This is a genomic window from Pedococcus cremeus (assembly GCF_900111375.1).
Taxonomy (GTDB): Bacteria; Actinomycetota; Actinomycetes; order Actinomycetales; family Dermatophilaceae; genus Pedococcus_A; species Pedococcus_A cremeus.
The window spans coordinates 135,831-161,067 of record NZ_FOHB01000010.1 but is presented as its reverse complement, the minus strand read 5'-3'; the positions used below and the strand labels follow the sequence as shown (position 1 = coordinate 161,067).

General features: G+C 71.4%; 22 protein-coding genes. 7 read left to right on the top strand and 15 right to left on the bottom strand.

The genetic code is table 11. From position 1 onward, the window contains the following. The coding region (locus tag BMW78_RS18120; protein WP_143056326.1) for an HNH endonuclease signature motif containing protein at positions 1-498 on the top strand (498 nt) is incomplete at its 5' end. A 57-nt stretch (positions 499-555) separates the two neighbouring features. Here the strand turns inward: BMW78_RS18120 and BMW78_RS18115 are convergent. The 5 genes from BMW78_RS18115 to BMW78_RS18095 all read right to left on the bottom strand — a co-directional run bounded on the left by BMW78_RS18115 (position 556) and on the right by BMW78_RS18095 (position 6,658). Next, complete coding sequence (locus BMW78_RS18115) at positions 556-741, bottom strand: hypothetical protein (RefSeq protein WP_091762575.1); 186 nt, start codon at positions 739-741, stop codon at positions 556-558. A 54-nt stretch (positions 742-795) separates the two neighbouring features. Continuing rightward, entirely contained in the window at positions 796-2,640 is a 1,845-nt protein-coding gene (locus BMW78_RS18110) for an NHL domain-containing thioredoxin family protein (RefSeq protein ID WP_091762573.1), read from the bottom strand. Positions 2,641-2,725: 85 nt separating this feature from the next. Beyond that, a complete protein-coding gene (locus tag BMW78_RS18105) occupies positions 2,726-3,733 on the bottom strand; it encodes a GTP pyrophosphokinase (RefSeq protein WP_281247102.1) in 1,008 nt (335 codons plus the stop codon). Between the two features lie 109 nt (positions 3,734-3,842). Beyond that, positions 3,843-4,643 carry a carbon-nitrogen family hydrolase gene (locus BMW78_RS18100; RefSeq protein WP_091762571.1) on the bottom strand — a complete coding sequence of 267 codons (801 nt, stop codon included), beginning with the start codon at positions 4,641-4,643 and terminating at the stop codon, positions 3,843-3,845. Further along, on the bottom strand, positions 4,640-6,658 hold the full coding sequence (locus BMW78_RS18095; RefSeq protein WP_091762569.1) for a bifunctional copper resistance protein CopD/cytochrome c oxidase assembly protein: 2,019 nt from the start codon (positions 6,656-6,658) through the stop codon (positions 4,640-4,642). The genes BMW78_RS18100 and BMW78_RS18095 overlap by 4 nt, the downstream gene beginning before the upstream one ends. A 27-nt stretch (positions 6,659-6,685) precedes the next feature. Between BMW78_RS18095 and BMW78_RS18090 the strand changes: the two genes are divergently transcribed. From BMW78_RS18090 to BMW78_RS18075, 4 genes are all read left to right on the top strand, one after another. After that, positions 6,686-7,540: a maleylpyruvate isomerase family mycothiol-dependent enzyme gene (locus BMW78_RS18090; RefSeq protein WP_091762568.1), complete on the top strand. Its 855-nt coding sequence runs from the start codon at positions 6,686-6,688 to the stop codon at positions 7,538-7,540. Positions 7,541-7,662: 122 nt separating this feature from the next. Beyond that, positions 7,663-9,219: a DHA2 family efflux MFS transporter permease subunit gene (locus tag BMW78_RS18085; protein WP_091762566.1), complete on the top strand. Its 1,557-nt coding sequence runs from the start codon at positions 7,663-7,665 to the stop codon at positions 9,217-9,219. Positions 9,220-9,415: 196 nt separating this feature from the next. Beyond that, on the top strand, positions 9,416-9,925 hold the full coding sequence (locus BMW78_RS18080; RefSeq protein ID WP_091762564.1) for a MarR family winged helix-turn-helix transcriptional regulator: 510 nt from the start codon (positions 9,416-9,418) through the stop codon (positions 9,923-9,925). After that, the gene (locus tag BMW78_RS18075) at positions 9,926-11,626 is read left to right on the top strand and encodes an MDR family MFS transporter (protein WP_091762562.1); all 1,701 of its coding nucleotides are present in this window, start codon (positions 9,926-9,928) and stop codon (positions 11,624-11,626) included. It abuts the gene before it with no gap. 73 nt (positions 11,627-11,699) lie between these two features. On the opposite strand, the gene BMW78_RS18070 is transcribed toward BMW78_RS18075, so the two are convergent. The 10 genes from BMW78_RS18070 to paaN all read right to left on the bottom strand — a co-directional run bounded on the left by BMW78_RS18070 (position 11,700) and on the right by paaN (position 23,545). After that, positions 11,700-13,007: an MFS transporter gene (locus tag BMW78_RS18070; protein ID WP_091762560.1), complete on the bottom strand. Its 1,308-nt coding sequence runs from the start codon at positions 13,005-13,007 to the stop codon at positions 11,700-11,702. Next, positions 13,004-14,215, bottom strand: coding sequence for an acetylornithine deacetylase (gene argE, locus BMW78_RS18065; protein ID WP_091762558.1), 1,212 nt, complete (start codon positions 14,213-14,215; stop codon positions 13,004-13,006). The genes BMW78_RS18070 and argE overlap by 4 nt, the downstream gene beginning before the upstream one ends. 120 nt (positions 14,216-14,335) lie before the next feature. After that, positions 14,336-15,928: a dihydrolipoamide acetyltransferase family protein gene (locus BMW78_RS18060; protein WP_091762556.1), complete on the bottom strand. Its 1,593-nt coding sequence runs from the start codon at positions 15,926-15,928 to the stop codon at positions 14,336-14,338. Positions 15,929-15,958: 30 nt separating this feature from the next. Further along, positions 15,959-16,933: an alpha-ketoacid dehydrogenase subunit beta gene (locus BMW78_RS18055; RefSeq protein ID WP_218144414.1), complete on the bottom strand. Its 975-nt coding sequence runs from the start codon at positions 16,931-16,933 to the stop codon at positions 15,959-15,961. Further along, on the bottom strand, positions 16,933-18,132 hold the full coding sequence (pdhA, locus tag BMW78_RS18050; protein WP_425439068.1) for a pyruvate dehydrogenase (acetyl-transferring) E1 component subunit alpha: 1,200 nt from the start codon (positions 18,130-18,132) through the stop codon (positions 16,933-16,935). Before pdhA ends, BMW78_RS18055 begins: the two co-directional genes overlap by 1 nt. Before the next feature lie 201 nt (positions 18,133-18,333). Further along, positions 18,334-19,380, bottom strand: a complete 1,047-nt coding sequence (gene mgrA / locus BMW78_RS18045; protein WP_091762554.1) for an L-glyceraldehyde 3-phosphate reductase — start codon at positions 19,378-19,380, stop codon at positions 18,334-18,336. Positions 19,381-19,437: 57 nt separating this feature from the next. Continuing rightward, positions 19,438-20,544, bottom strand: coding sequence for a histidinol-phosphate transaminase (gene hisC / locus BMW78_RS18040; RefSeq protein ID WP_091762552.1), 1,107 nt, complete (start codon positions 20,542-20,544; stop codon positions 19,438-19,440). A 4-nt stretch (positions 20,545-20,548) separates the two neighbouring features. Further along, positions 20,549-21,196, bottom strand: a complete 648-nt coding sequence (locus BMW78_RS18035; RefSeq protein ID WP_091762550.1) for a helix-turn-helix domain-containing protein — start codon at positions 21,194-21,196, stop codon at positions 20,549-20,551. A gap of 127 nt (positions 21,197-21,323) precedes the next feature. Continuing rightward, complete coding sequence (locus tag BMW78_RS18030; protein WP_091762548.1) at positions 21,324-21,710, bottom strand: phage holin family protein; 387 nt, start codon at positions 21,708-21,710, stop codon at positions 21,324-21,326. 110 nt (positions 21,711-21,820) lie between these two features. Further along, positions 21,821-23,545, bottom strand: a complete 1,725-nt coding sequence (gene paaN, locus BMW78_RS18025) for a phenylacetic acid degradation protein PaaN (protein WP_091762623.1) — start codon at positions 23,543-23,545, stop codon at positions 21,821-21,823. 84 nt (positions 23,546-23,629) lie between these two features. Between paaN and BMW78_RS18020 the strand changes: the two genes are divergently transcribed. Next, positions 23,630-24,811 (top strand): 3-hydroxyacyl-CoA dehydrogenase NAD-binding domain-containing protein, encoded by a 1,182-nt coding sequence (locus BMW78_RS18020; RefSeq protein ID WP_245735959.1) that lies wholly within the window; start codon positions 23,630-23,632, stop codon positions 24,809-24,811. Then, positions 24,811-25,212, top strand: coding sequence for a hydroxyphenylacetyl-CoA thioesterase PaaI (gene paaI / locus BMW78_RS18015; protein WP_091762544.1), 402 nt, complete (start codon positions 24,811-24,813; stop codon positions 25,210-25,212). Before BMW78_RS18020 ends, paaI begins: the two co-directional genes overlap by 1 nt. The last annotated feature ends 25 nt before the right edge of the window (positions 25,213-25,237 follow it).

Sequence of the window (25,237 nt, the reverse complement as noted above, 5' to 3'; positions counted from 1 at the left end):
CTGCTGCTCACCATGAGCTACGACGACCTCAAGGACCGGCTCGGGGCCGCCACCACCCTCGGTGGGCTCGATGCCGGCACCCACCTGCCCCCCGAGACCGTTCGGCGGCTGTGCTGCGACGGGTCCGTCATCCCGGTCGTGCTCGGCGGTGACGGCGAGGTCCTCGACTGGGGCCTGGAGAAGCGCTTCTTCACCGACGCCCAGACCAAACGGTTGTGGCTCCGCGACGGCGGCTGCACGTATCCCGGCTGCGGGGCACCCCCGCAGTGGACCGACGCCCATCATCTTGTCCACTGGGCCGACCTCGGACCCTCCGACCTCGACAACGGGGCACTGCTCTGCGAGCGGCACCACAACATCGTCCACACCCGCCGCCTGGCCGGCCGCGTCGTGCAGGGGTCGTTCGGGGAACGGGTCGAGTGGGACCTCACCCGAGGCTCCTACGACGACCTCCTCGCCCGACGCGCCGCCAGCAACACCGCAACCGAACCAGCGTGACCCCGCCCCACACCTCGCCGGCCACGACGGGGCCACAACCGTGCGCGAAGCCGGGCGTCAGTGGTGGTACGTGTCGTTCACGCCCCACGGCCGGTGCGCCTCGGGCGGTCGGGGGGAGTCGGTGAGCCGGTCGTAGCTCTCGGTGTCTCCGGGAGTCCGGCGACGCCGGTCGACGAGCACGACCACCACGGCGATCACCGCAAACACGATCAGAATCGGCAGCACGACCTCGACAATGCCCATGACCACGTCCCCCGTTCAGCCACCCCGCGGCGGCCTGGTGTGGCGAGTATGCCGTCAGACACCGCGGAGGTCGAGGCTGACCTCGGCCGGTGCGCCCTCCACGAGCACGACCGGGATGCCCCAGTCCTGCTGGTAGAGGTGGCAGGCGGCGTGCTCAGGCACCTCGCCGGTGTCGGGGTCGCCGTCGCAGGCCGCGGCCTGCACCGACACGTGCAGCACCCCGTCACCGACCGACGGGTCGAGCACGAGCTCGCGGGTCAGGCCCTCGGCGCTGCCCTCACCCTCGGTGAGCAGCGCGGCCGGCGTTGCCGAGACCACCAGCCGGGTGGGGTCGCCCCAGCGGTAGTCGAGCTTCTGGCCCGTGGGCGGGGTGAAGTTCACCCGGAGGTGCACCGCACCGGGAGCGACCTCCTGCCGGGGGCGCTGGGTCTGACGGGCCAGGCCGTCGACGCGCTGGGCCTTCTCCGGCAGCGGGATCCGCACCAGCTGGTGCGCGGCCGACTCGACGACCACGAGACGCGTGCCCTCGCCGTCGGTCTCGACCACGGCGTCGCTCGGCTCGCGCAGGCCGGTGGCCAGGGTCGAGACCTCGCGGGCCACCGCGTCGAAGCGGCGGATGGCGCCGTTGTAGGTGTCGCTCACCGCGACCGACCCGTCCGGCAGCACGGTGACGCCGAGGGGGTGCTGCATCAGCGCGTGGTCGGCGGCACCGTCACGGTGCCCGAAGTCGAACAGTCCCTGTCCCACGTGGGTCTCCACGACGAAGCCGTCGTCGGTGAGGTCGAGTGAGCGCAGCGCGGACGTCTCCGAGTCGGCCACCCACAGGCGCGAGCCGTCGGCGGAGGTGGCGAGGCCGGACGGCTGGGCGAACCACGCCTCGTCCGCAGCCCCGTCGCGGAGGCCCTCGTTCGAGGTGCCGCCGAGCACGGCCACGGTGTTGTCGGCCGGGTCGGCGCCCAGGTGCAGGGCCCACAGCTGGTGGGTGCCGGCCATCGCGACGACGACGCGGTCGATGAACCACGCGACGTCCCACGGGGTCGACAGGTCCTGCTTCAGGGCAGGGCCGCTGCCGGACCGCTCGCGCAGCTGGCGGCCGGTGCCGGCAAGCACCGTGAACGAGCCGTCGGCGAGCCGCAGGCCCTTCACCTGGTGGTTGACCGAGTCGGCGACGACGACGTCGTAACCGACGCGCGAAGCCGTCTCGACCGGCAGCACAAGGACACCCTGGGGCTCGTTCAGGACGCCGGGACCGCCGAACCGGGCACGCTCGGTGACCAGGTCGGCCTCGAGCTGCACGACCTCGTGGTGCGTCGTGTCCGACACCAGGAACGAGCCGTCCGGCAGGGTGGCCGCCTTGCCGGGGAACCGCAGCGCGGTCACCGGAGCCGGCGGCGCGGCATACGGGGTGTCGCCCTGCCGCAGGGTGCCCTTGGCCGTGTGCTCGGCGATGAGCTCCTCGATCAGCACGGAGAGCCCGTGGGCGTGCCCCTCACCGGACATGGAGGCGACGATGTAGCCCTCCGGGTCGATGACGACGAGGGTCGGCCACGCGCGGGCGGTGTAGGCCTGCCACGTGGCGAGCTCAGGGTCGTCGAGCACCGGGTGGTGCACGGCATACCGCTCCACGGCGGCCGCGAGGGCGTCCGGGTCCGCCTCGTGCTCGAACTTCGGCGAGTGCACGCCGATGAGCACGAGGGAGTCGGCGTACTTCTCCTCCAGCGGCCGCAGCTCGTCGAGCACGTGCAGGCAGTTGACGCAGCAGAAGGTCCAGAAGTCCAGGACGACGATGCGCCCGCGCAGCTCCTCGAGCGAGATGTCCTTGTCACCGGTGTTGAGCCAGCCGCGGCCGGTGAGCTCGGGGGCACGCAGGCGGGAGACGGAGCGGAGGGAGGCGGTCACGAGGGTGCCAACACGGCCCGGTCCGCTGCTCTTCCCGCCGGGGGCTGTTCCGTCGAGGGCTCGGCGCTCCACGGAGATGGCGGGCTCATCCCGACGGGGTGCCGCGCAGCTTCTCGAGCCGCACTCGCAGGGCGGCCTCGCGGTGGGCGTTGCCGTGCAGCGCGAGGTACCGGCTGCCGAAGACCGCCAGCAGCGCGTCGTCGAGCCTGCGGACGGCGCCGGCGGGGTACCGGTAGGCCATGCGGGCGTTGATCCCCGGGGTGTCGATCGAGGACAACAGCCCCCTGAGCTCCCCGAGCGAGGTGATGCCGAGCTCGAGCAGGAGGCCGGAGATCCACTCGTAGTGGTCGGTGCGGGACCAGCCGGAGTCCTGGAACTGGCCGGCGAGGAAGGTCGCGAGGTCCGAGGCGCTGATGCGGGGGTCGTCGGCGTGGGCCACGAGGCGCTGGTGGCCCATGGTCGCCTGCAACCGGTCGCGGATGGCGGAGAACTCACGGTCGGCGAGCTCCAGGAGCCCGGCAGCGAGGGTGAAACGGCGGTCCAGGTCGGGCACGTGCTCCTCGGGGATGGTGCCCTTGTAGCGCACGTCGTGCTCGAACTCCGCCCAGGCGTGCTGGAGGATCGTGCGCACCTGCACGGACGCGCTGCGCCCGCGCAGGGTCTCGTATGCCGCGGGCACCCCCTTCACCGGGTCCACCGCCACCAGCAGGTGGCGGCTCGCGTACCCGAAGCGCCCCTCCTGGGCGGTCTCCTGGCCCATGTCGCGGTCGTCGAGCACGCTGAACTGCTCGGCGAGGAGGCCTGCGACGGCCGTGACGTCCTCCTGCAGGTAGGTGACGACCCGGACCCCGAGCTGGTCGGTGATCTGGGTAAGCGGGTCGCTGTAGACGGGCTCACCGTCGACCACGCGCTCGGCCTTGCCGGCGAACGACGCCACGCTCTTGGCCCGACCGGTGACGCTGACGTAGTTGATGCCCGCGTCGTCGAGGAGTGCCGTCACCAGGGCGACGAACTGGTCGGCCGCGACCCGCAGCTCCGGCTGCATCGCGGCATACCGCTGCACGGCCTCGGCGCGCTCCTGTTCGACACCCACGGGACGACAGGCTATTGCCCACCCGCCCGCCGGGGTCGTGCGCCCGGCCGAGAGGGCCCGGCGGAGGGGCCGGCGGAGGGCTCGGCGGAGGGCCCGGCCGGTAGCCCCGTCAGAGGCGGCGGTCCTCCAACACGGGGAACGAGGCCCGGTAGTCGGAGACCACCGACAGGTCGACGTCGACGCTGAGCACCTGCTCCTCGGCTCCGGCCATGGCGAGCGCCTCGCCGGTCGGCAGCACCACCTGGCTGTGCCCACCCATCTCGGTGCCCGCGTGGGTGCCGGCGGTGTTGCAGGCGATGACGAGGCACTGGTCCTCGACGGCGCGGGCGTGGGCGAGCAGCGTCCAGTGCCGCACCCGGGCCATCGGCCAGGCGGCCGGGATGACGAACGCGGTGGCGCCGGCGTCGAGCTGTCGGCGGTAGAGCTCGGGGAAGCGCAGGTCGTAGCAGGTGGACAGGCCGGCTCGCCCCTGGCCGCCGGGCAGGTCGACCAGCACGACGTCCTCGCCGGCGTCCATGAGCTTCGGCTCGCCGGCGCCGAAGCCGAACCGGTGGATCTTGCGGTAGGTCGCGACCAGCTCCCCGGCCGGCGAGAACACGAGCGAGGTGTTCCACAGCCCGCGGCCCTCGGGCCCGTGCTCGCCCGTGGTCGGCCGCTCCACGATGGAGCCGGCGTGCAGCATCACCCCGGCGTCGCGGGCGGCGGCCGCCATGGCCTGCGCGGTGGGGCCGTCGACCGGCTCGGCCCGCGCGTCCCACTCCCGGTAGGCGAACCCGCCTGGCGCCCACAGCTCGGGCAGCACGGCGAGGTCGTGACCCGCCTGCTCGCGCACCAGCGCCGCGACCCGTTCGACGCGCTCCTGCACCGGCTCGGCGTCGCCGTAGCCGACCTGGATGACCGCGACCCTCATGGCTTCTCCCTCCTGTCCGCCTCCGCCTCCGCCGAACGGCGGTGCCGCTGGGCCAGCTCGGCGAGGTGTGCGTTGTAGGCCGTGAGCTCGGCGTCGTTGTCGCGGTCCGCCTGGCGGTCGCGACGCTTGGCCTCGGCCCGGTCGGTGCGCACCCAAGCGGCGGCCACCATGAGGGCCAGGATGAGCGTGGGCGCCTCACCGACACCCCACGCGATGGCTCCGGCCCGCTGCTGGTCGGCGAGCGGGTCCAGCGCCCACGGCAGGTGGAGCCGGGTGAAGAAGTCGGCCGCCAGCAGCTCCGTGCCGCTCGTCATGACCACGCCGAAGAACGCGTGGAAGGCCATGGTGGCGAAGAGGATGACGACGAGCAGCAGCGGTGACCACCGCTTCGGCCCGGGGTCGATGCCGACGAGCACCCAGACGAACAGGTAGCCCGAGAGCAGGAAGTGCACCATCATCGCGACGTGCCCGGTGTGGGTGCGCAGCGCGAGGTCGAACAGCGGCGAGTAGTAGAAGATCGCCAGGCTGAAGAAGAACAGCGCGGCCGCCACGACGGGGTTGGCCAGCAGGCCGAGGTAGCGCGAGTGCACCAGCTGGAGGATGACCTCCCGCGGGCCCCACGTCTTGTCGGGCCGCGAGGGCAGTGCGCGCAGCGCCAGGGTGATCGGTGCCGCGGGCACGAGCAGCAGGGGCACGATCATGGCCACGGCCATGTGCATCACCATGTGTGCGGAGAAGAGCACCCGGCCGTAGACGCCCGGTCCGCCGGACGTGGCGTAGACGAAGACCGCCCAGCCCAGCACCCACAGCACGACCCGGTACACCGGCCACGCGTCGCCTCGCCGGCGCAGCCGCAGCCACCCGGCGACGTAGACCCCGGCCATCACGAGCGCCACGGTCAGCCAGAGCCAGTCGACCCGCCAGGTGGTGAACCAGGCAGCCGGCGTCAGCGGCCCCGGGGCCGGGTAGCCGGTCAGGAGCTCGGCCGGGCTCGGTTCGGCCATCGCGGTGTCGGGCACGGGTGGGGCAGAGCGGGCCAGGGCGACGGCCACACCGACCGCGAAACCCATCACGACCAGCTCGCCGAGCACCAGTCGCAGGAACGCGGCGGCGTCGCCGCCGTCGGCACGCAGGCGGTGGGCCATCGTGCGGCGGTGGCGCCAACCGGCATACCCGAGCAGCACCAGGGCCGTCACCTTGGCGATGACCAGGAGCCCGTATGCCGTGGCCAGCCCACCGAGCGAGCCCAGCCGGATCCACGCGCTCTGCACGCCCGAGAGGGCCACCGCCACGAAGCACCAGAGAGCCACGGCGGAGAAGCGCTGCACCGTGACACCGAGGTCGTCGCCGAGCCGCGGGCGCATCACCGCGAGCGCGAGCAGGCCGCCGACCCACACGACGACCCCGACGAGGTGGACCGCCAGGGCGTTGACGGCGACGTCGTGGTCCGCAGCACCTGCGGCGTGGCCCGCGAGGGCCAGCGGGAGCACCGCGAGCACGGCGAGGAGCGAGAGCCACGCCATCGCGGCGCGGCTGCGGGCCACCGCGGCACCGGCGGCGACCACGGCAGCCAGGGCGGCGCTGATGACCGCCACCCGGGTGACCTCGAGGTCCCAGACGAAGGTGGTCAGCTGCATGAGGTAGCCCTGGCCGAAGAGCGGTATGCCGGCCAGTGAGGCGAACGTGAACAGCATCCCGACCAGCCCGGCCACCGCCCAGACGGCTGCCGTCACCGCCGCGGCCCGGGTGGCCGTCAGCCGACGGTTGGTGCGCGTGGTCTCCGGGGTGAGGAAGGCCGCGAGCAGGAGCAGCCCGACCGTCGCCGCGGCGGCCAGGTCGTGCACCACCCGCACGAGCAGGGTCCCCCAGCGGACCACCGCGCCCGGGTCGCCGATGGCGAGGGGCGCGGCTGCGCCCCCGATCACGGCGGCCACGAGAACCGCGGCGAACGCGGACCCAGCCAGCACCGCGGCGGGCACCCGTGCCGGGGCGGTCGTACTGCTCGGGGAGGACATGGTGCCCAGCCTAAGTAGGGTGGGGGCATGCCTCTCCACCCGGCAGCACCCCACGACCTTCCCGGGCTGGTCCAGGCCTACTGCCAGACCGTGCAGGCGGTCATCGACATCGGCCGCTCCTGCTCGGACCGCGACTTCGACAAGCCGACGGTCTACGACGGGTGGACGGTCAAGGACCAGGTCTCCCACGTGGTGGGGGTGGAGCAGTGGCTGAGCGGCTCACCTCTGCCCCGCGTGCCCGTCCCCGACTACCGGCACGTGCGCACCGAGCGCGACCGCGCCCGCGAGTCCATGGTCGAGCTGCGGCGCCGGATGATCGGCTCCAAGGTGGTCGACGAGCTCGAGGGTGTGCTCGCCAAGCGGATGATGCAGCTCGACGACCCTGAGCTGACCCTCGAGACCGAGGTCAAGGGCGTGGGCGGCCCGGCACCGGCCGGCGAGGTGCTGCGCGAACGGATCATGGACGTCTGGACCCACGAGCAGGACATGCGCCAGGCGCTCGGCCGCCCGGGCGGCCTCGACGCACCCGGGGCGGCCATCTTCATGGACACCCTCTGCACCGAGCTGCCGAGGCTGGTCGCCCGGGACGCCGGCATCGACCCCGGCAACATCGTCATCTTCGACATCACGGGCCCGGTCGTGGGCCGCGCGGGGGTCCGGGTCGAGGTCGCCGAGGACGGCAGCCCCCTGGGCACGCCACTCTTCACCGGCACGGTGCACGAGCACCCCGAGGACGGGCAGGTCACCAGCATCACGCTGTCGACCGACGCCATCACGCGCCGGGCCGCCGGGCGGGGCTCGCTCGGCGACATCCACTACACGGTGCAGGGCGACGAGGAGGTCGCCGTGCGGGTGCTGCAGGCCCTCCCCATCACGCACTGAGGAAATTCGCAGGACCGGGGCCGGGTCGCTCGCCTAGCATCGTTGGTTGACTCGCGCACAGCGACGTGCGCCTCCCCGCCCACTGGGCGCCGCCAACCCTGCCTCCTGAAGAGAGCACCGTCGTGTCCGCAACCGCACCACCCGCCCCGCAGTACCCCGACAACATCGACGCCGCCGTCCTGAAGGTGGCCGGCGTCGTCGTGCTCGGCGCCATCATGTCGATCCTCGACATCACCGTCGTCAACGTCGCCCTGCCGGTCTTCCAGACCGTCTTCGCCGAGACCCCCGACCAGCCCCTGGCCTACTCGACCGTGGCCTGGACGGTCACGGCCTACACGCTCGCGCTGGCGACGGTCATCCCGCTCACCGGCTGGGCCGCCGACCGGTTCGGCACCAAGCGGCTCTACATCATGGCCATCGTCCTCTTCACCGCCGGCTCGGCGCTGTGCGCGACGGCGACCTCGATCGAGATGCTCATCGGGTTCCGCGTGCTGCAGGGCCTCGGCGGCGGCATGCTCATGCCGCTGGGCATGACGATCATGACCCGGGCCGCCGGCCCGCACCGGATGGGTCGCCTCATGGCGATCCTCGGCGTGCCGATGCTGCTCGGCCCGATCATGGGCCCGATCCTCGGCGGCTGGCTGATCGAGCACTACAGCTGGCACTGGATCTTCCTCATCAACGTGCCGATCGGCGCGATCGCCGCCATCTACGCCTTCTTCGCCCTGCCGAAGGACCACACCGAGCCGTCGGAGTCGCTCGACGTGGTCGGCGTGCTGCTCATGTCGCCCGGCCTGGCGCTGTTCCTCTACGGCATCTCCTCGATTCCCGAGCACGGCACCATGAACAACCCCGAGGTCTACGTGACCATGGGCATCGGCATCGTGCTCATGCTGGCGTTCGTCTGGCACTCGTTCCGCCCGCAGCACCCGCTGCTCGACCTGCGCCTGTTCCGGAACCGCAACCTGACGGTCTCCCTCATCACGATGTTCATGTTCGGCGCCGCCTTCTTCGGCGGGCTGCTGCTCGTTCCGACGTACTTCCAGTCGGTGCGCGGCGAGTCGACCCTCGACGCCGGGCTGCTCGTGGCACCCCAGGGCATCGGAGCGATGGTGACCATGCCGATCGCCGGGGCCCTGGTCGACCGCTTCCCCGTGGGCCGGATCGTGCCGTTCGGCCTGCTCGGCATCATCGCCGGCATGTTCGCGATGACGCAGATCACCTCGACCACGCCCTACCCGCAGATCATCGCGGTGCTCTTCGTCATGGGCCTCGGCATGGGCGGCACGATGATGCCGATCATGACCACCGCGCTGAAGACGCTCACCTCGCACGAGGTGGCCCGCGGGTCGACCCTGCTCAACATCACCCAGCAGATCGCGAGCTCGGTCGGCGTGGCGGTGATGTCGGTGATCCTCACCAACAACCTCAAGGAGTCCAAGCTCGCCGGACCCGCCATGGCGACGCAGCGCGACCCCTCGCTGGTCGACAAGATCGGCGGCCAGGCCGTCGTGGCCAAGGGCCTGGCCGACGCGGCGGACGCGTTCGCCCAGACGTTCCTGGTGGCTGCCATCCTCGTGACGCTGACGATGATCCCGGCGCTGTTCCTGCCGCGGAAGAAGGAGGAGTCGCACCTCCTCGACGACCAGGCGGCCGCCGCCCCCGTCGTCCTGCACTGAGGCGTCGGGGCGTCGCCGCCCCAGCCGACACCCGCCGGGCGCTTCCTCGAGGAGCGCTCGGCGGGTCTTCTTTCTCGCCGTTTTCTCGCAGTCACCCATCCGCGGGTTCACTGGCCGCGAAGAACTATTTGCAATGCGCAAGCATTGAGTGATACTTGTATGCCGCAAACAAACGTTCCGTCTCGAAGGGACCCCTGTGCCCATCACTCTCGAGGCCGCCTCCACCTTGAGCACCACGCTGGTGCGCGTCATCAAGCTGATCAAGGGGATGCGGCACCACGCCCCCACCCCGCACCCCGAGGTGGACGCCAGCGCCTACCCGGTGCTGTTCACCATCGCCTCGGGCCCCAAGCGGGTCTCCGAGCTGGCCGACTGCACCCACTCCGACGTCTCCACCGTCAGCCGCCAGGCCAGCAACCTGGTCAACCAGGGCGTGGCCACCAAGGTCACCGACCCGGACGACGGCCGCGTCCAGCTCATCACCCTCACCGCTGAGGGCCAGGCCCTCCTCGAGGCCGTCAAGGGCCAGCGCTCGCAGTGGTTCCAGTCGCTGCTCGCGGACTGGACCTCCGAGGAGGCCGCCGAGTTCACGGCATACCTCGACCGGTTCGGCGACGCCCTCGAGGCCTCCCGGGCGCGCGCGCTGACCCGCACCCCGGCCCCGCCGGGCGCCCCCCACACCTCCACCGACCCGCAGGAGAACTGAATGGCAACCGCCGCCGTACGCCCCGAAGGGCCGCTCACCCACAAGCAGATCGTCACGATCCTCATCGGCCTGATGATGGGGATGTTCCTGGCCGCCCTCGACCAGACCATCGTCGCGACCGCGATCCGCACCATCGCCGACGACCTCAAGGGCCTGGACCAGCAGGCCTGGGCGACGACCGCGTACCTGATCACCTCCACCATCGTCACGCCGCTCTACGGCAAGCTCGGCGACATCTACGGCCGCAAGAAGCTGTTCATCTTCGCGATCAGCATCTTCGTCGTCGGCTCGGTCCTGTGCACCCTCGCGCAGACGATGCCCCAGCTCGCGGCCTACCGCGCCGTGCAGGGCATCGGTGCGGGCGGCCTCTTCTCGCTCGCCCTCGCCATCATCGGCGACATCGTGCCGCCGCGGGAGCGCGCCAAGTACCAGGGCTACTTCCTCGCCGTCTTCGGCACCTCCAGCGTCCTGGGCCCGGTCATCGGCGGGTTCTTCGCCGGCCAGGACCAGATCTTCGGCATCGACGGCTGGCGCTGGGTCTTCCTCGTCAACGTGCCCATCGGCATCGCCGCCCTGGCCGTCGTCTCCAAGACCCTGCACCTGCACCACACCCGGCTCGACCACCGCATCGACTGGTGGGGCGCGGTCGCCCTCAGCGTCTCCCTCGTCCCGCTGCTGCTGGTGGCCGAGCAGGGTCGCCAGTGGGGTTGGGGATCGACCTCGGCGCTGATCTGCTACGGCATAGGCATCATCGGTGCCGCCGCCTTCTTCGCCGTCGAGCGGGCGATGGGCGAGGAGGCGCTGCTACCGCTGGCGCTCTTCCGCATCCGCACCGTCGGGGTGGCCTCCGGCGCCTCGGTCCTCATCGGCATCGCCATGTTCGGCGGACTGGCCTGCCTCCCGCTCTACCTGCAGATCGTCAAGGGCGCCTCGCCCACCGAGGCCGGTCTGCTGCTGCTGCCGATGACCCTCGGCATCATGAGCGGGTCCATCAGCTCCGGCCAGATCATCAGCCGCACCGGCCGCTACCGGACGTTCCCCGTCGTCGGCTCGGGCCTGCTGGCCGTCGCCCTCTTCGTCTTCCACTACGTCCACGAGGACACCCCGCTGTGGCAGACGATGATCGTGATGTTCTTCTTCGGCATCGGACTCGGCTTCAACTTCCAGCCGCTGACCCTCGCCGTCCAGAACGCCGTGCCCCCGCAGCAGATCGGTGTCGCCACCTCGTCGGCGACGTTCACCCGTCAGATCGGCGGCACGCTCGGCACTGCGGTGTTCCTGTCCATCCTGTTCACCACTGTGCCTGACAAGATCGCTGCTGCACTGCAGAAGATCGCTCCCACGCCTGCCTTCCAGGAGGCGCTGCGCGACCCCAAGAACGCGGAGTTCGCCAAGCAGCTGCAGGCCCAGAAGGCCGGCGGCGGGTCCGGCGCCACCGGTGGGGTGCTGAAGGACAGCTCGTTCCTCAACACCCTGGACGCCCGGCTGGCCAAGCCGTTCCTGCAGGGGTTCTCGGACTCGATGGACCTCGTCTTCCTCGTGGGGTCGGCGGTCATGGTCGTCGGGTTCGTGGTGATGCTGTTCCTGCCCAACGTCGAGCTGCGGTCCGGCTCGTCCTACGCCCAGCGGGGTCAGGACGAGGCGCAGGCCCGCAGCGAGGTGGAGGCGGCTGCCGCGGCGCCGCCCGCGACCGGGCACTGACGGCCCGCCACACAGAAGCGAGGGGTATGCCGCGTGGTCACCACGCGGCATACCCCTCGCCTTTTGTTCGCCGTCAGCGGATGACGTACTTCGAGCGGGCCACGAACAGCCCCACCAGCGACAGCAGGGCGATCGCGATGTAGTACAGGCTCGGCGACATCAGCGACCCGGTGCGGGAGATGAGCCAGGTCAGAACCAGCGGAGCGAAGCCGCCGAACAGCGTCACGCCGAGGTTGTAGGAGACCGACAGGCCGGTGGTGCGGATCTGGGTCGGGAACAGCTCGGAGAGCAGGGCCGGCAGCGGGCCGAAGTAGAGCGCCATGATGATGCCGAGCACCACCTCGACGACCGTCAGGCCCCAGATCGAGGGGTTGGCGACCAGCAGCGCGAACATCGGCCACGCCAGCACGATGGCCGCGACCGTGGCCGCCCGCATGATGACTACCGGACCCACGCGGTCGGCCAGCGTCCCGACGTAGGGCACCCCGACGAGCGTGACGAGGCCGCTGATGATGCCACCGAGGTAGCCCGCCGAGGCCGGCAGGCCGAGGCTCTTCACCGCGAACGTCGGCATGTAGAGGATCAGGTAGACCGAGATGGTGGCCAGGCCCACGCAGGCCGCACCGGTGACGACACGGCCGGTGTGGTGGCCGATCGTCGACCACAGCGGCGACTTCACGGTCTCGCTCTCGACGAAGTCGGGGGTCTCGCTCATCCGCGAGCGGATGTAGAACCCGACCGGGCCGATGAGCATGCCGAAGAGGAACGGCACCCGCCAGCCCCACGACTCCAGCTGCTCGGTGGTCAGCCAGCTGTTGAGGCCGAAGCCGAACAGCGACGCCAGGAACATCGACGCGCCCTGGGTGGCCACCTGCCACGAGGCGTAGAACGCCTTGCGGTCGGGGGCGTGCTCGATGAGGAACGCCGTGGCCGTGCCGAACTCGCCGCCGGCGGAGAAGCCCTGGAGCAGCCGCGAGAGCAGGATGAGCAGGCCGGCGCCCGTGCCGATGGTCGCGGCCGTCGGGGCCAGGCCCATGATCGCGGTGCCGACCGTCATGATCGCGATGGTCAGGGTGAGGGCGGCCTTGCGACCGGCGCGGTCGCCGTAGGAGCCGAGCACCATCGCCCCGAGGGGCCGGATCAGGTAGGAGACGCCGAACGCGCCGAACGTGTAGAGCAGCGCGGTGACGCCGCTCGTCTCGGGGAAGAACAGCTTGCTGATGACGACCGCGAACGAGGCGTAGACGATGATGTCGAACCACTCGAGGGCGTTGCCGACCGAGGCGGCCACGACGGCACGGGTGGCGACGCGGCGCTGCTCCTCGGTGGTCGGTGCGGCGGAGGGCAGGGCCTCCACGGTGCGGGTCCGGTCGGTGCTCATCGCGTCTCCTCGGTGGTCGGGTCCTGCGTGGTGAGCTGGTCCAGCAGCTGGGTCATGAACTGCTCGCAGGCCTCGACCTGCGCGAGCTCGACGAACTCGTCGGGTGAGTGGGCCTGCGCGATGTCGCCCGGGCCGCAGACCACGGTCGGGATGCCGACCGCGTCGAAGAGCCCGGCCTCGGTGCCGTAGGTGACCTTGTCGGTCGAGGGGATGCCGCCGAGTCCCGACGCGAACGCGATGGCCGGTGATTCGGCAGGCGTGTCGAGCCCCGGGACCAGCGCGACGGGCTTCATCTCGACCCGGGCGCTGGGGTCCTCGGCCTGCATCTCCTGCTCCAGGCCGCGCACGTGCTCCTCGATGCGGCCGAGGATCTCCTGGGGATCGTCGGCGCCGACCGTGCGGAACTCGAACTGCACGTGGCACCGGTCGGCCACCGTGTTGCCGGCGATGCCGCCCTGCACGACGTTGACGCTCGCGGTGGTGTGCGGCACGACGTAGGCCTCGTCGAACGGGCCCTCGGCGCGGCGCTGGTCGGCGATGCCGCGGATGAAGGTGATGGCGCGCGCGGCGTACTCGACCGCGTTGACGCCCTGCGGCGTCAGCGACGAGTGGGCCGCCTTGCCGTGGAAGACGAGGTTGATGAGGTTGATCGACTTGTGCGCCGGGATGACCCGCATGCTGGTGGGCTCGCCGACGATGCAAGCGCGTGGCAGCGCCCCGCCCTCCTGCTCGGCTCGCGCCCTGAAGTGCTCGGCGATGTCGACGGCGCCGAGGCAGCCGACCTCCTCGTCATAGCTGAGCGCGAGGTGCACCGGCTCGCTCAGCCGCGCCGCGGCATACCGGGGCAGCAGCGCCAGCACGACGCCGATGAAGGACTTCATGTCGGCGGTCCCGCGGCCGTAGAGCCGGCCGTCGCGCACCTCCGGCGTGAACGGCGGCGAGCTCCACTCCTGGCCGTCAACCGGCACCACGTCGGTGTGGCCGGAGAGCACCACGCCCCCGGAGGTGCCGCCGTCGTGCGCGGGGAGGGTGGCGACGAGGTTCGCCTTGGTGCCATCGGCACTCGGCAGGCGGGTCGAGTCGACGCCGAGCCGCTTCAGCTCGGCCTCGACGACCTCGATGAGCGGGAGGTTGGTGTCGCGGCTGGTGGTGTCGAGCTCGACGAGGCGGGTCGTCCAGTCGAGGGACGAAGGGGGCGAATCGGACATGGGGTCACGTTCTGCCCTACCGCGAGGTACCGCAACCCCGTCTCAAAGAAGCGGGTCGAGGTAAGAACGCCGGTGATCCCCGGCGTTCTTACCTCGACCCAGTGAGGAGGAGAGGAGCGCTCAGCCCCAGACGAGGCCGCGGGCCGGGTCCTCCATGACCTTCGCGACGTCGGCGAGGAACTTGCTGCCGAGCTCGCCGTCGATGAGCCGGTGGTCGAAGCTCAGCGCCAGGCGGGTCACCCAGCGCGGCTCGATCGACTCGGTGCCGTCGGCCGCGGTGACCACCCACGGCTCGCGGCGGATGGCGCCGAACGCCATGATCGCCGACTCGCCGGGGTTGATGATCGGGGTGCCGAGGTCGACGCCGAAGACACCGACGTTGGTGATGGTGATGGTGCCGCCGGACATGTCGGCCGGCTGGGTGCGGCCCTCACGCGCGGTGGCGGTCAGCGCGCCGATGGCCTCGGCGAGCTGGCGCATCGACATCTGGTCGGCGTCCTTGATGTTCGGGACGATCAGGCCGCGCGGGGTGGCGGCGGCGATGCCGAGGTTCACGTAGCTCTTGACCACGATCTCGCCGGCGGCGTCGTCCCAGGTCGCGTTGATCTCCGGGTTGCGGCGCAGGGCCACGCACATCGCCTTGGCCAGCACCAGCAGCGGCGTGACCTTGACGTCGGCGAACTCGCGGTCTGATCTCAGCCGCTCGACGAGCTCCATCGTCGCCGTGGCGTCGACGGTGATCCACTCGGTGACGTGCGGCGCCGTGAACGCGGAGCCGACCATGGCCTGCGCCATCATCTTGCGCACGCCCTTGATCGGGATCCGCTGCTCGCGCTCGCCCGAGGGGGCGAAGGCCGGTGCCTGGTATGCCGCGACCTCGCCGACCGCTGCCGGCTCACCGGCGGCGGGGGCCTGCGGCTGCTGGCCGCCGGCCGCGTGGGCCTCCACGTCGGCGCGGGTGATGATGCCGCCCTCGCCGGAGCCCCGCACCTGCGCGAGGTCGACCCCGAGGTCCTTGGCGAACTTGCGCACCGGAGGCTTGGCCAGCGCCCGGGCGCCACCCTCACGGGCGACGACAGGAACAGCGGCCTGGGAGGCAGCGGGCTGGGCAGGGGCGGGCTGGGCAGGGGCGGCCTGGGCAGCCGGCGCCGGCGCGGCCACGGCGGGCTCGGCGGGGAAGGGCGACTGCGAGCGGGCAGCCACGCCACCCTCACCTCCGGCAGGGGCACCGGCACCCGGCTTGCGGGGGCGGCGCTTGGCCTCGGTCTGCTTCACGCCGTAGCCGACGAGGACGGCGGTGCGACCGGTCGACGTGGTGCCGCCGATCTTGCCCTCCTCGATCTGCTCCTCGGCCTCGGCCGCTGCGGCTGCCGCCGCCATCTTGGGCGCGGGGCTGCCCTCGATGCCGGGCTCGACCGCGCCGGCGGCCGGCGCCTGCTGCACCGAGGTCGGGGCACCCTCGCCGGCGCCACCAGCGGTGTCGACGGCGATGATCGGGGTGCCGACCTCGACCGTCTCGCCCTCGGGCACGAGCAGCTCGGTCACGGTGCCGGCGAAGGGCACCGGCAGCTCGACGAGCGACTTGGCGGTCTCGATCTCGACGACGATGTCGTTGACCTTGACGGTGTCGCCGGCCTTGACCTTCCAGGTGACGATCTCGGCCTCGGTCAGGCCCTCACCGGGGTCGGGGAGGTTGAACTGTTTGATGGACATGAGTTTTCGCGTCCTCTTCCTGGGCCGGGCTCAGTAGGCCAGCGAGCGGTCGACGGCGTCGAGCACCCGGTCGAGGTCTGGGAGGAACTCCTCCTCGAGCTTGCTCGGCGGGTAGGGCAGGTTGTAGCCGCCGACCCGGAGCACGGGCGCCTCGAGGTGGTAGAAGCAGCGCTGCTGGACCTCCGCCGCGACCTCGGCACCGAGGCCGAGGAAGGTCGAGGCCTCGTGCACGACGACCATGCGGCCGGTCTTCTCCACCGACGCGGCGATCACGTCCATGTCGAGCGGGCTCAGCGAGCGCAGGTCGATGACCTCGAGGTTCTTGCCCTCGCCCGCAGCCGCCTCTGCGGCCTGCAGGCAGGTCTTGACCATGGGGCCGTAGGCGACGAGCGTCGCGTCGGTGCCCTCGCGGCACACCTGCGCCTTGAACAGCTCACGGGGAGCGGCGGTCTCGTCGACCTCGGCCTTGTCCCAGTAGCGGCGCTTGGGCTCGTAGAAGAGCACCGGGTCGTCGGTCTCGATGGCCTGCTGGATCATCCAGTAGGCGTCCTCGGCGTTGGAGCAGCAGACGACCTTCAGGCCCGCGGTGTGCGCGAAGTAGGCCTCGTTGGACTCGCTGTGGTGCTCGACCGCGCCGATGCCGCCACCAACCGGGATGCGGATGACCATCGGCAGCTTGACCTTGCCCAGCGAGCGGGCCCGCATCTTGGCGACCTGGCTGACGATGTGGTCGAACGCCGGGTAGATGAACCCGTCGAACTGGATCTCGACGACGGGGCGGTAGCCGCGCAGCGCCATGCCGATCGCGGTGCCGACGATGCCGGCCTCCGCGAGCGGGGTGTCGATGACGCGGTCCTCGCCGAAGTCCTTCTGCAGGCCGTCGGTGACGCGGAAGACGCCACCGAGCTTGCCGATGTCCTCACCCATGAGGACGACGCGGGAGTCCTTCTCCATGGCCACCCGCAGGCCGTTGTTGATGCCCTTGGCGATCGTCATGGTGCTCATCAGTGCTCGCCCTCCGTCGCGAAGCCGGCGTGGTAGTCGACGAACTCGCGGCGCTCCTGCTCCACGAGCGGGTGCGGCTCGACGTAGACGTGGTCGAACATCGACTCGCCGGTCGGGTCGGGCATCGACAGGCAGCCCTCGCGGACCGTGGCGGCCAGCTCGTCGGCCTCCTTGTCGAGGGCGTCGAAGAAGTCCTGGTCGGCCTTCTTCTGGTGCACCAGGTAGGACTTCAGGCGCTCGATCGGGTCACGGTGCTTCCACACCTCGACCTCGGCGGAGACGCGGTACTTGGTCGGGTCGTCCGAGGTGGTGTGGGCGCCCATCCGATAGGTGTAGGCCTCGATGAAGGTCGGGCCGTTGCCGCTGCGGGCGGCGTTGAGCGCCTGCTGGGTCACGGCATACACGGCGAGCACGTCGTTGCCGTCGACCCGGACGCCGGGGAAGCCGAAGCCGCGGGCGCGCTGGTAGAGCGGGATGCGGGTCTGGCGCTCGTTGGGCTCGGAGATGGCCCACTGGTTGTTCTGGCAGAAGAACACGACCGGGGCGTTGTTGACCGCGGCGTAGACGAACGCCTCGTTGACGTCGCCCTGCGCGGACGCGCCGTCACCGAAGTAGGCGATCACGGCGGCGTCGCGGTCCTTGTCGCCGGTGCCGACGTCACCGTCGCGCTGGATGCCCATCGCGTAGCCGGTGGCGTGCAGGGTCTGGGCGCCGATGACGATCGTGTAGAGGTGGAAGTTCTTCTCGTTGGGGTCCCAGCCACCGTGGTTGACCCCGCGGAAGAGGCCGAGCAGGTTGAGCGGGTTGACCCCGCGACACCAGGCGACGCCGTGCTCGCGGTAGGTCGGGAACGCGTAGTCCTGCGGGCGCAGCGCGCGGCCGGAGCCGACCTGGGCGGCCTCCTGGCCCAGGAGGCTGGCCCAGATGCCCAGCTCGCCCTGGCGCTGGAGCGCGGTGGCCTCGGCGTCCACGCGACGGATGAGGACCAGGTCGCGGTAGAAACCGCGCAGGTCGTCGTCGGTCAGGTCCTGGACGTAGTGGTCGTACTCGGTGCTCTCGACGCGCTGCCCCTCCGGGGTCAGCAGCTGCACCATCTCCGGGCCGCCGTCTCCCACTTCGGGGACCGGCGCGGTCAGCTCGGCCAACGCATCGTGCTCACTGGCACTGGTGCTGGCACTCGCGACGGCGTTGTCGCTCACAGGCACTCCTGTTCCCTCGGGTCGTCGGAGGGTTCCCGGCGATCCTCGGCTCGGGCCGCGGTGGCCCTGCGGGGTCACCGCTGCTGGACACTGCGGCAAGGGTCGATCCACGCCACCTCAGGTGTGGCGGCGCTCACATGGGCCTTGCACCGCCGAATGTACCGGCAGCCCGGAGAATCTCAGAATCCGGGATTTCCCGGGTCAGGAGAGCTCGGATTGGGTGCGCCAGAGGTCGATGCCGGCGTCGACGGCGTGCTGGTCGATCTGCTGGAGCTCCTCGTCGGAGAAGTGCAGGTTCGACACCGCCGACGCGCTGTCCTCCAGCTGCTCGACGCTGGAGGCGCCGATCAGCACCGAGGTGACCCGCTCGTCGCGCAGCGCCCACGCGAGCGCCATCTGGGCGAGGGACTGGCCGCGCTCCTGGGCGAGGTCGTTGAGCCGGCGGACGTGCTCGAGCGACTCGTCGGTCAGCAGGTCGGGCGAGAGCGACTTGCCCTGGCTGGCGCGCGAGCCCTCGGGGATGCCACCGAGGTACTTGTTCGTGAGCATGCCCTGCGCCAGGGGGCTGAACGCGATGCAGCCGATGCCGCGCTCGCCTAGCGTGTCGAGCAGGCCGCCCTCGATCCAGCGGTTCAGCATCGAGTAGCTCGGCTGGTGGATGAGCAGCGGGACGCCCAGGTCGGTCAGGATCTCGGCCGCGCGGGCGGTGAGCTCGGGGCCGTAGCTGGAGATGCCGGCATACAGCGCCTTGCCCTGGTGGACGATGCTCGCCAGCGCGCCCATCGTCTCCTCGATCGGGGTGTCCGGGTCGGGGCGGTGGCTGTAGAAGATGTCGACGTAGTCGAGGCCGGTGCGCTTCAGGGTCTGGTCGAGGCTGGCGACGAGGTACTTGCGGGAGCCACCGTCGCCGTACGGGCCCGGCCACATGTCCCAGCCCGCCTTGGAGCTGATGACCAGCTCGTCGCGGTAGCGCCTGAAGTCGTCCTGGAAGTGGCGACCGAAGTTGGTCTCGGCGCTGCCGTAGGGCGGGCCGTAGTTGTTGGCGAGGTCGAAGTGCGTGATGCCGATGTCGAACGCGCGGCGCAGAATGGCCCGCTGCACGTCGAAGGGCTTGTCGTCGCCGAAGTTGTGCCACATCCCGAGGGAGATGGCGGGCAGCCGCAGGCCGCTCTGCCCCACCTTGCGGTAGGGCATCGGGCCGTAGCGGTCGGGGTTGGGCTGGTATGCCGGGAGCCAGGTGTCGACCATGGCCGCCACCCTAGAGCGGGGCCGGGTCGACGGCGAGGCCGGCGCAGCCCCTGCCGGTCAGACCGCCGGGGTCGTCGGGGCGGTGGCCTCGAGGAACGCGCCCGCGACCCGGATGAGCACGTCGTTGGCCTCGGGCTCGCCGATGGTGGCTCGCACGCCGTCGTCGCCGTACTGGCGCAGGGTCAGGCCGGCCTCCTGGGCCGCCTGGGTGAAGGCGGTGCTGCGGTCGCCGAGGGGGAACCACACGAAGTTGGCCTGGGTGTCGGGGATGAACCAGCCCTGGGTCCGCAGCGCCTCGACCACCCGGCTGCGCTCGGCGACGATGGCGTCGACCCGTTCCTTCAGCTCGTCGAAGGCGTCGAGGGAGGCGATGGCCGCCGCCTGGGCCAGCGAGTTCACGCCGAAGGGCACGGCGGTCTTGCGCAGGGCCGAGGCGATGGGCTCGTGCGCCACGGCATACCCGACCCGCAGGCCGGCCAGGCCGTAGGCCTTGGAGAAGGTGCGCAGCACGACGACGTTGGGGCGGTCGCGGTAGAGCGCCAGGGCGTCGGGGGCCTCCGGGTCCTGCACGAACTCGAGGTAGGCCTCGTCGATGACCACGAGCACCCGGCTCGGCACGGCGTCGATGAACCGCTCGAGCTCGTCGTGGTGGACGATCGGCCCGGTGGGGTTGTTGGGCGTGCAGACGAGCACGACCTTGGTGCGCTCGGTGATGGCCGCGAGCATGGCGTCGAGCCGGTGGCGGCAGTGCTCGTCGAGCCCCACCCTGACGGCCGAGGCGCCGGCGAGCGCGGTGACGATGGGGTAGGCCTCGAACGAGCGCCAGGCGAAGACGACCTCGTCACCCGGGTCGCAGGTCGCCTGGATGATCTGCCCGAGCACGCCGACGCTCCCGGTGCCGGTGGCGATGTGCTCGACCGGCACGCCGAGGTGGTCGGCAAGCGCGTTGCTCAGCTCGGTGACCGCCATGTCGGGGTAGCGGTTGATCTGGGTGGCCGCCTCCCGGACGACCTCGAGCACGCTCGGCAGCGGCGGGTAGGGGTTCTCGTTGGAGGACACCTTGTAGGCGATGACGCCCTCGCGGGGCGCCGCCGGCTTGCCGGGGACGTAGGCAGGCACCTGGGTGAGGGCGCTGCGCAGGCGGACGTCGCTGTGCTCGCTCATGGCGTCACTCTAGAGGCCGACCTCCCGAGAGGCCGCTGCACGGGGACTCGCACCGGCAGCGGCACCCCGCCGCGCAGGCCGGCTGCTCGAAGCAGGTGTCCGGGCAGCCGCACTCCGGCAGTGGCTCGAGGACCCGTGCCCGTCTGCCTCTTCGCGCGGCGCTGCGCTGGGCCAGCTGTTCCACCGTCGGGTGGTCCACCGGCCGCTGCGCTCCGGTCGCTCCTGCCCCGTCGCGCGTCGACCGCAGGGCGTACCAGCCTTGCGGATCGGCACGGTCGTAACGGGGGCCAGCGCCCCGGTTCAGCGGCCACCGGTCCGGCGGGACGACGTCGAGGTGGGCCGGGAACCGGCGGCCGGCGTTGTCCCGCACCGCGTCCGACCCGAAGGGCGGCACGACCCGCCCACTCTCGTCCACCACCTGGAGCCGGAGCCCAGCCAGGCCGAGCACCCGCTCCAGCACATCGACAGCCATCGAGCCGCCGGACTCCCACCTGCCCACGGTCGCCGGCCCCACACCGAGACGCTGGGCGAGCTCGCGCTGGCTCAGGTCGGCGATGCGGCGCACACGCGCCACGTACCCAGCGATGTCCAGACCCACGTCGTCCCACTGCTTCTCATCCCACTGCTGCTCGTCCCACTGCTGTTCCCCCATGGCGCCATGCTGGCGTCGGGCACCGACACCCACGCCAGAGACGACTGCGCCACTGCTCCGCGAGGCGGAGCAGTGGCGCAGTCACGTGTCGGAACCCTCGGCCCGGCCGGGCGGGCGGTCGGCGTGCTCAGTCGCCGTCGGGCAGGACCAGGTTCAGGACCATCGAGACGAGAGTGATGACGAGAGCGCCGACCACGGAGTCCCAGAAGAAGTGCTCGACGTCGAAGTCGAGGCCCAGCGCGTGCGACAGGCCCGAGGTGAGCTCGAGCATGAGGGCGTTCACGACGAGGGTGAACAGCCCGAGCGTCAGGAGGATGAACGGGAACGAGAAGAACGTCGCGATCGGCTTCACGAAGGCGTTGATGAGGCCGAACAGGATCGCCACGAGCAGGATCGTGATGAGCCGCGTGCTCAGCTGGTCGGCGTTCTCACCGAGGTGGATGCCCGGGATGACGAGGGCGGCCACCCACAGGGCGACGCCGTTGACGGCGATCTTGATCGCGATGGACCTCATGCCGAGATCGTGCCAGAGAACGACTCACCCCACCCTGACGACGAGCCGCGGGTGGGGTGTGTCGCGCCGGACGGGGTCCGCGCCAGGCCGGGAGGGACTACATGCCGGGACTACACGTGCCTTCGGGCGGTCACCACGCGGAACCGGTTGGCCACGAAGGCGGCGTCGACGTACGCCGCGTTGGCCGCCGGGTTGGCGCCGGTGCCGTGGTAGTCGGAGAACGCCGCGGTCTGGTTGACGAACACCTGGCCGGTGAGGTTCTCCGACAGCGCGACGCCCGCGTCGGCGGCTGCCTCGCGGGCGGCGTCGAGCACGTCCTCGGAGGTCGAGTACACCGCGGCCGTCATCGCACCGTGCTCGCGCACGGTGTCGCGGAACTGGGCCAGCGACTGCTCCGTCGACGCGGTGCCGATGAGGAAGGTGACCGGCCCGAAGCACTCGCGGGTGTAGACGTCCTCGCGGCTCGCGTCGATGGCGACCAGTCCGGGGGCGCGCACCACCGCGTCCGGGTATGCCGGGTGGCTGACCTCGCGCGAGTCCAGCACCACCGTGCCGCCGGCCTCCTGTGCCAGGTCGCCGAGGCTGGCGGCGTTGGTGCGCACGCCCTCGTTGACGGTCGCGCCGAGCAGCTCGACGGCCTTGGCGTCGTCGCCGGTCAGCTTGCCGATGGCGGCACCGAGCCGCTGGCCGAACTCCTCGAACGAGAGGTGGCCCTCGTCGGTGTCGACACCGTCACGCGGGACGTAGACGTTCTGCGGGGTGGTGCACATCTGGCCCGAGTACAGGCTCAGCGAGAAGGCGAGGTTGCCGAGCACACCCCGCAGGTTGTCGGTGGAGTCGACGACGACGGTGTTGACGCCGGCCTTCTCCGTGTAGACCAGCTGCCCGCGGGCGGCGCCGTTCTCCTCGAGCCAGCCGCCGAAACCGGGGCCGCCGGTGTAGTCGATGATCGTGACCTCGTCACGCTCGGCCAGTGTCTTGGCCAGGCCCTCGCCGTCGCCCTCGGCGGCGAGCTGCACCAGGGCCGGGTCGAAGCCGGCCTCGCGAAGCACGGTGCGGGCGGCGTCGACGGAGATCGCCAGCGGCAGCACGGCTCGCGGGTGCGGCTTCACGATGACGGGGTTGCCGGTCACCAGCGAGGCGAACAGGCCCGGGTAGCTGTTCCACGTCGGGAACGTGTTGCAGCCGATGACCAGCGCGAGCCCACGGGGGACGACGCGGTAGTCCTTCTGCATCCGGAGCGGGGCGGGGTTGCCCTGGCGGTCCTTGCCCGGCTTCTCCCAGACGACGGAGGCTGGAACCCGCTCCTGCTCGACGAGCCCGGCGACAATCGCCTCGAGGGCGCGGTCCTGCGCGTGCGGCCCCGCTGCCTGGAAGGACATCACGAAGGGCTGGCCACTGGTGTGCATGACCGCGTTGGCCATCTCGAAGGACCGCTTGTTGATCGCGTCGACGACCTCGAGGCAGACCGCTGCACGGACCCGGGCTCCGGCGTCGCGCCACGTGGGCATCGCCGCCTCGGCCGCGGCGACCGCCGCGTCGACGTCGAGGTGCGGGTAGGTGACGCCGAGGACCGGCCCGTAGGGCGAGACCTCGTCGCCCACGGCGGTGCCGTCGGTGGGCTGGTCGGCCAGCGCCGCGAAGGGCTTGCCGAGGTGCGCCTCGTAGGCCGCCTTGCCCTGCTCGGCCGCACCCTCGCCGTACACACGGGGGGACGGCGACTCCGGGTAGCGGGAGAAGTACGAGCGGGCGGCCAGCGCCGCGGCGGCGGCGTCGAGGTCGGCAGCGTGCTTCTCGACGAGCGGGTGGGTGTCGGGCGTCGTTGCCGTCGTCATGCCGCCCATCGTAGTCGCGCCGATGTGACAGCGTGACGGCCGCAGTGGCGCCCCGATGTAACACGTCGTGCGACGATGGGCGCCATGACGACGCTGTCCGAGGGAGCACCCGTGTCCGTGGTCGGCGCCGGCGCCATGGGTGCGGGGATCGCCCAGGTCGCCGCCTCCGCCGGCCACCCCGTCGCCCTCGTCGACGCCGTCAGCGGCGTCGTGGAGAAGGCCGTGGCCGGCATCATCGGGAGCCTGCAGCGCCAGGAGGCCAAGGGCCGGATCAGCTCGGCCCAGCTCGAGGCGACCGTCGAGCGCATCACGCCCGTCGACGCCATCTCCCAGCTGCCGGCGAGTGCGCTCGTCATCGAGGCGGTGCGGGAGGACCTCGACACCAAGCGCGCCCTCTTCAACGAGCTCGCCGAGCGCCAGTCCCGCGAGACCGTGCTCGCCACCAACACCTCGAGCCTCGACGTCGGAGCCATCGCCGAGGGGCTCCCGGAGCCGGGTCGGGTCATCGGCCTGCACTTCTTCAACCCGCCACCGGTCATGCGCCTCGTCGAGGTCGTGCGCGGCCGATCCTCGTCACCCGAGGTCATCGAGGCAGCGGCCGGCCTCGTGCGAACCTGGGGCAAGACGCCCGTGGTCTGCGCCTCCACACCGGGCTTCATCGTCAACCGCGTCGCCCGCCCGTTCTACGGCGAGGCCCAGCGCATGCTCATGGACGGCGTCGCCGACGCGGCCACCCTCGACGCGGCGCTGCGGTCGGCCGGCTTCCGCATGGGCCCGCTCGAGCTCACCGACCTCATCGGGCAGGACGTCAACCTCGCGGTCGGCACCAGCGTGTGGGAGCAGACGGGCCGCGACCCGCGTTACGCCCCCACCGCGATGCAGCAGGAGCTCGTCGCGGCAGGCCACCTCGGCCGCAAGTCGGGTCAGGGCGTCTACCGCTACGACCCCTCAGGCGCCCCTCTCGACGCCGAACCCGACCAGGCCAGGCTCGCGGAGCTGCTCGGCGGCCCCGTGGAGACCGACCCGGTCGCGCGCACCCTCGCCATGCTGGTCAACGAGGCCGTCGACCTCGTCCACCGCGGCGAGGCCGGCGCCGACGACGTCGACACCGCCATGACGCTGGGCACCAACTACCCCAAGGGTCCGATCGCGTGGGGACGCGAGATCGGGTATGCCGTGGTGGCCGACCAGCTCGCCGCCCTCGACCGCGCGTTCCCGGGCGGGCGCTACCGGCCCAGTTCCGCCCTGTCGGGAGAGGAGGCGTGATGGCCGAGCTGACCCACGTGGAGCGCATGTGGCAGGACGACGCGGCCTCACGGGCCCTCGGCATGGACGCGCTCGTCATCGAGACCGACCACGCCGAGGTGCGCATGACGATCACGGACGCGATGGTCAACGGGCACGACATCGCCCACGGCGGCTACATCTTCACCCTGGCCGACTCCGCCTTCGCGCTGGCCTGCAACAGCCGGGGTGAGACCACGGTGGCGGCCGGCGCCGACATCACCTTCGTCGCGGCGGCGCGGCGCGGCGACGTCCTCGTGGCCGAGGCGCGGGTGCGCACGGCATACGGCCGCAGTGGGATCACCGACGTGACCGTGACCCGGGAGGACGACGGGGCGGTCATCGCGGAGTTCCGGGGCCGTTCCCGCACCCTGCGCGCCTAGCACGAGCTGCAACCGGGCGCCGGCG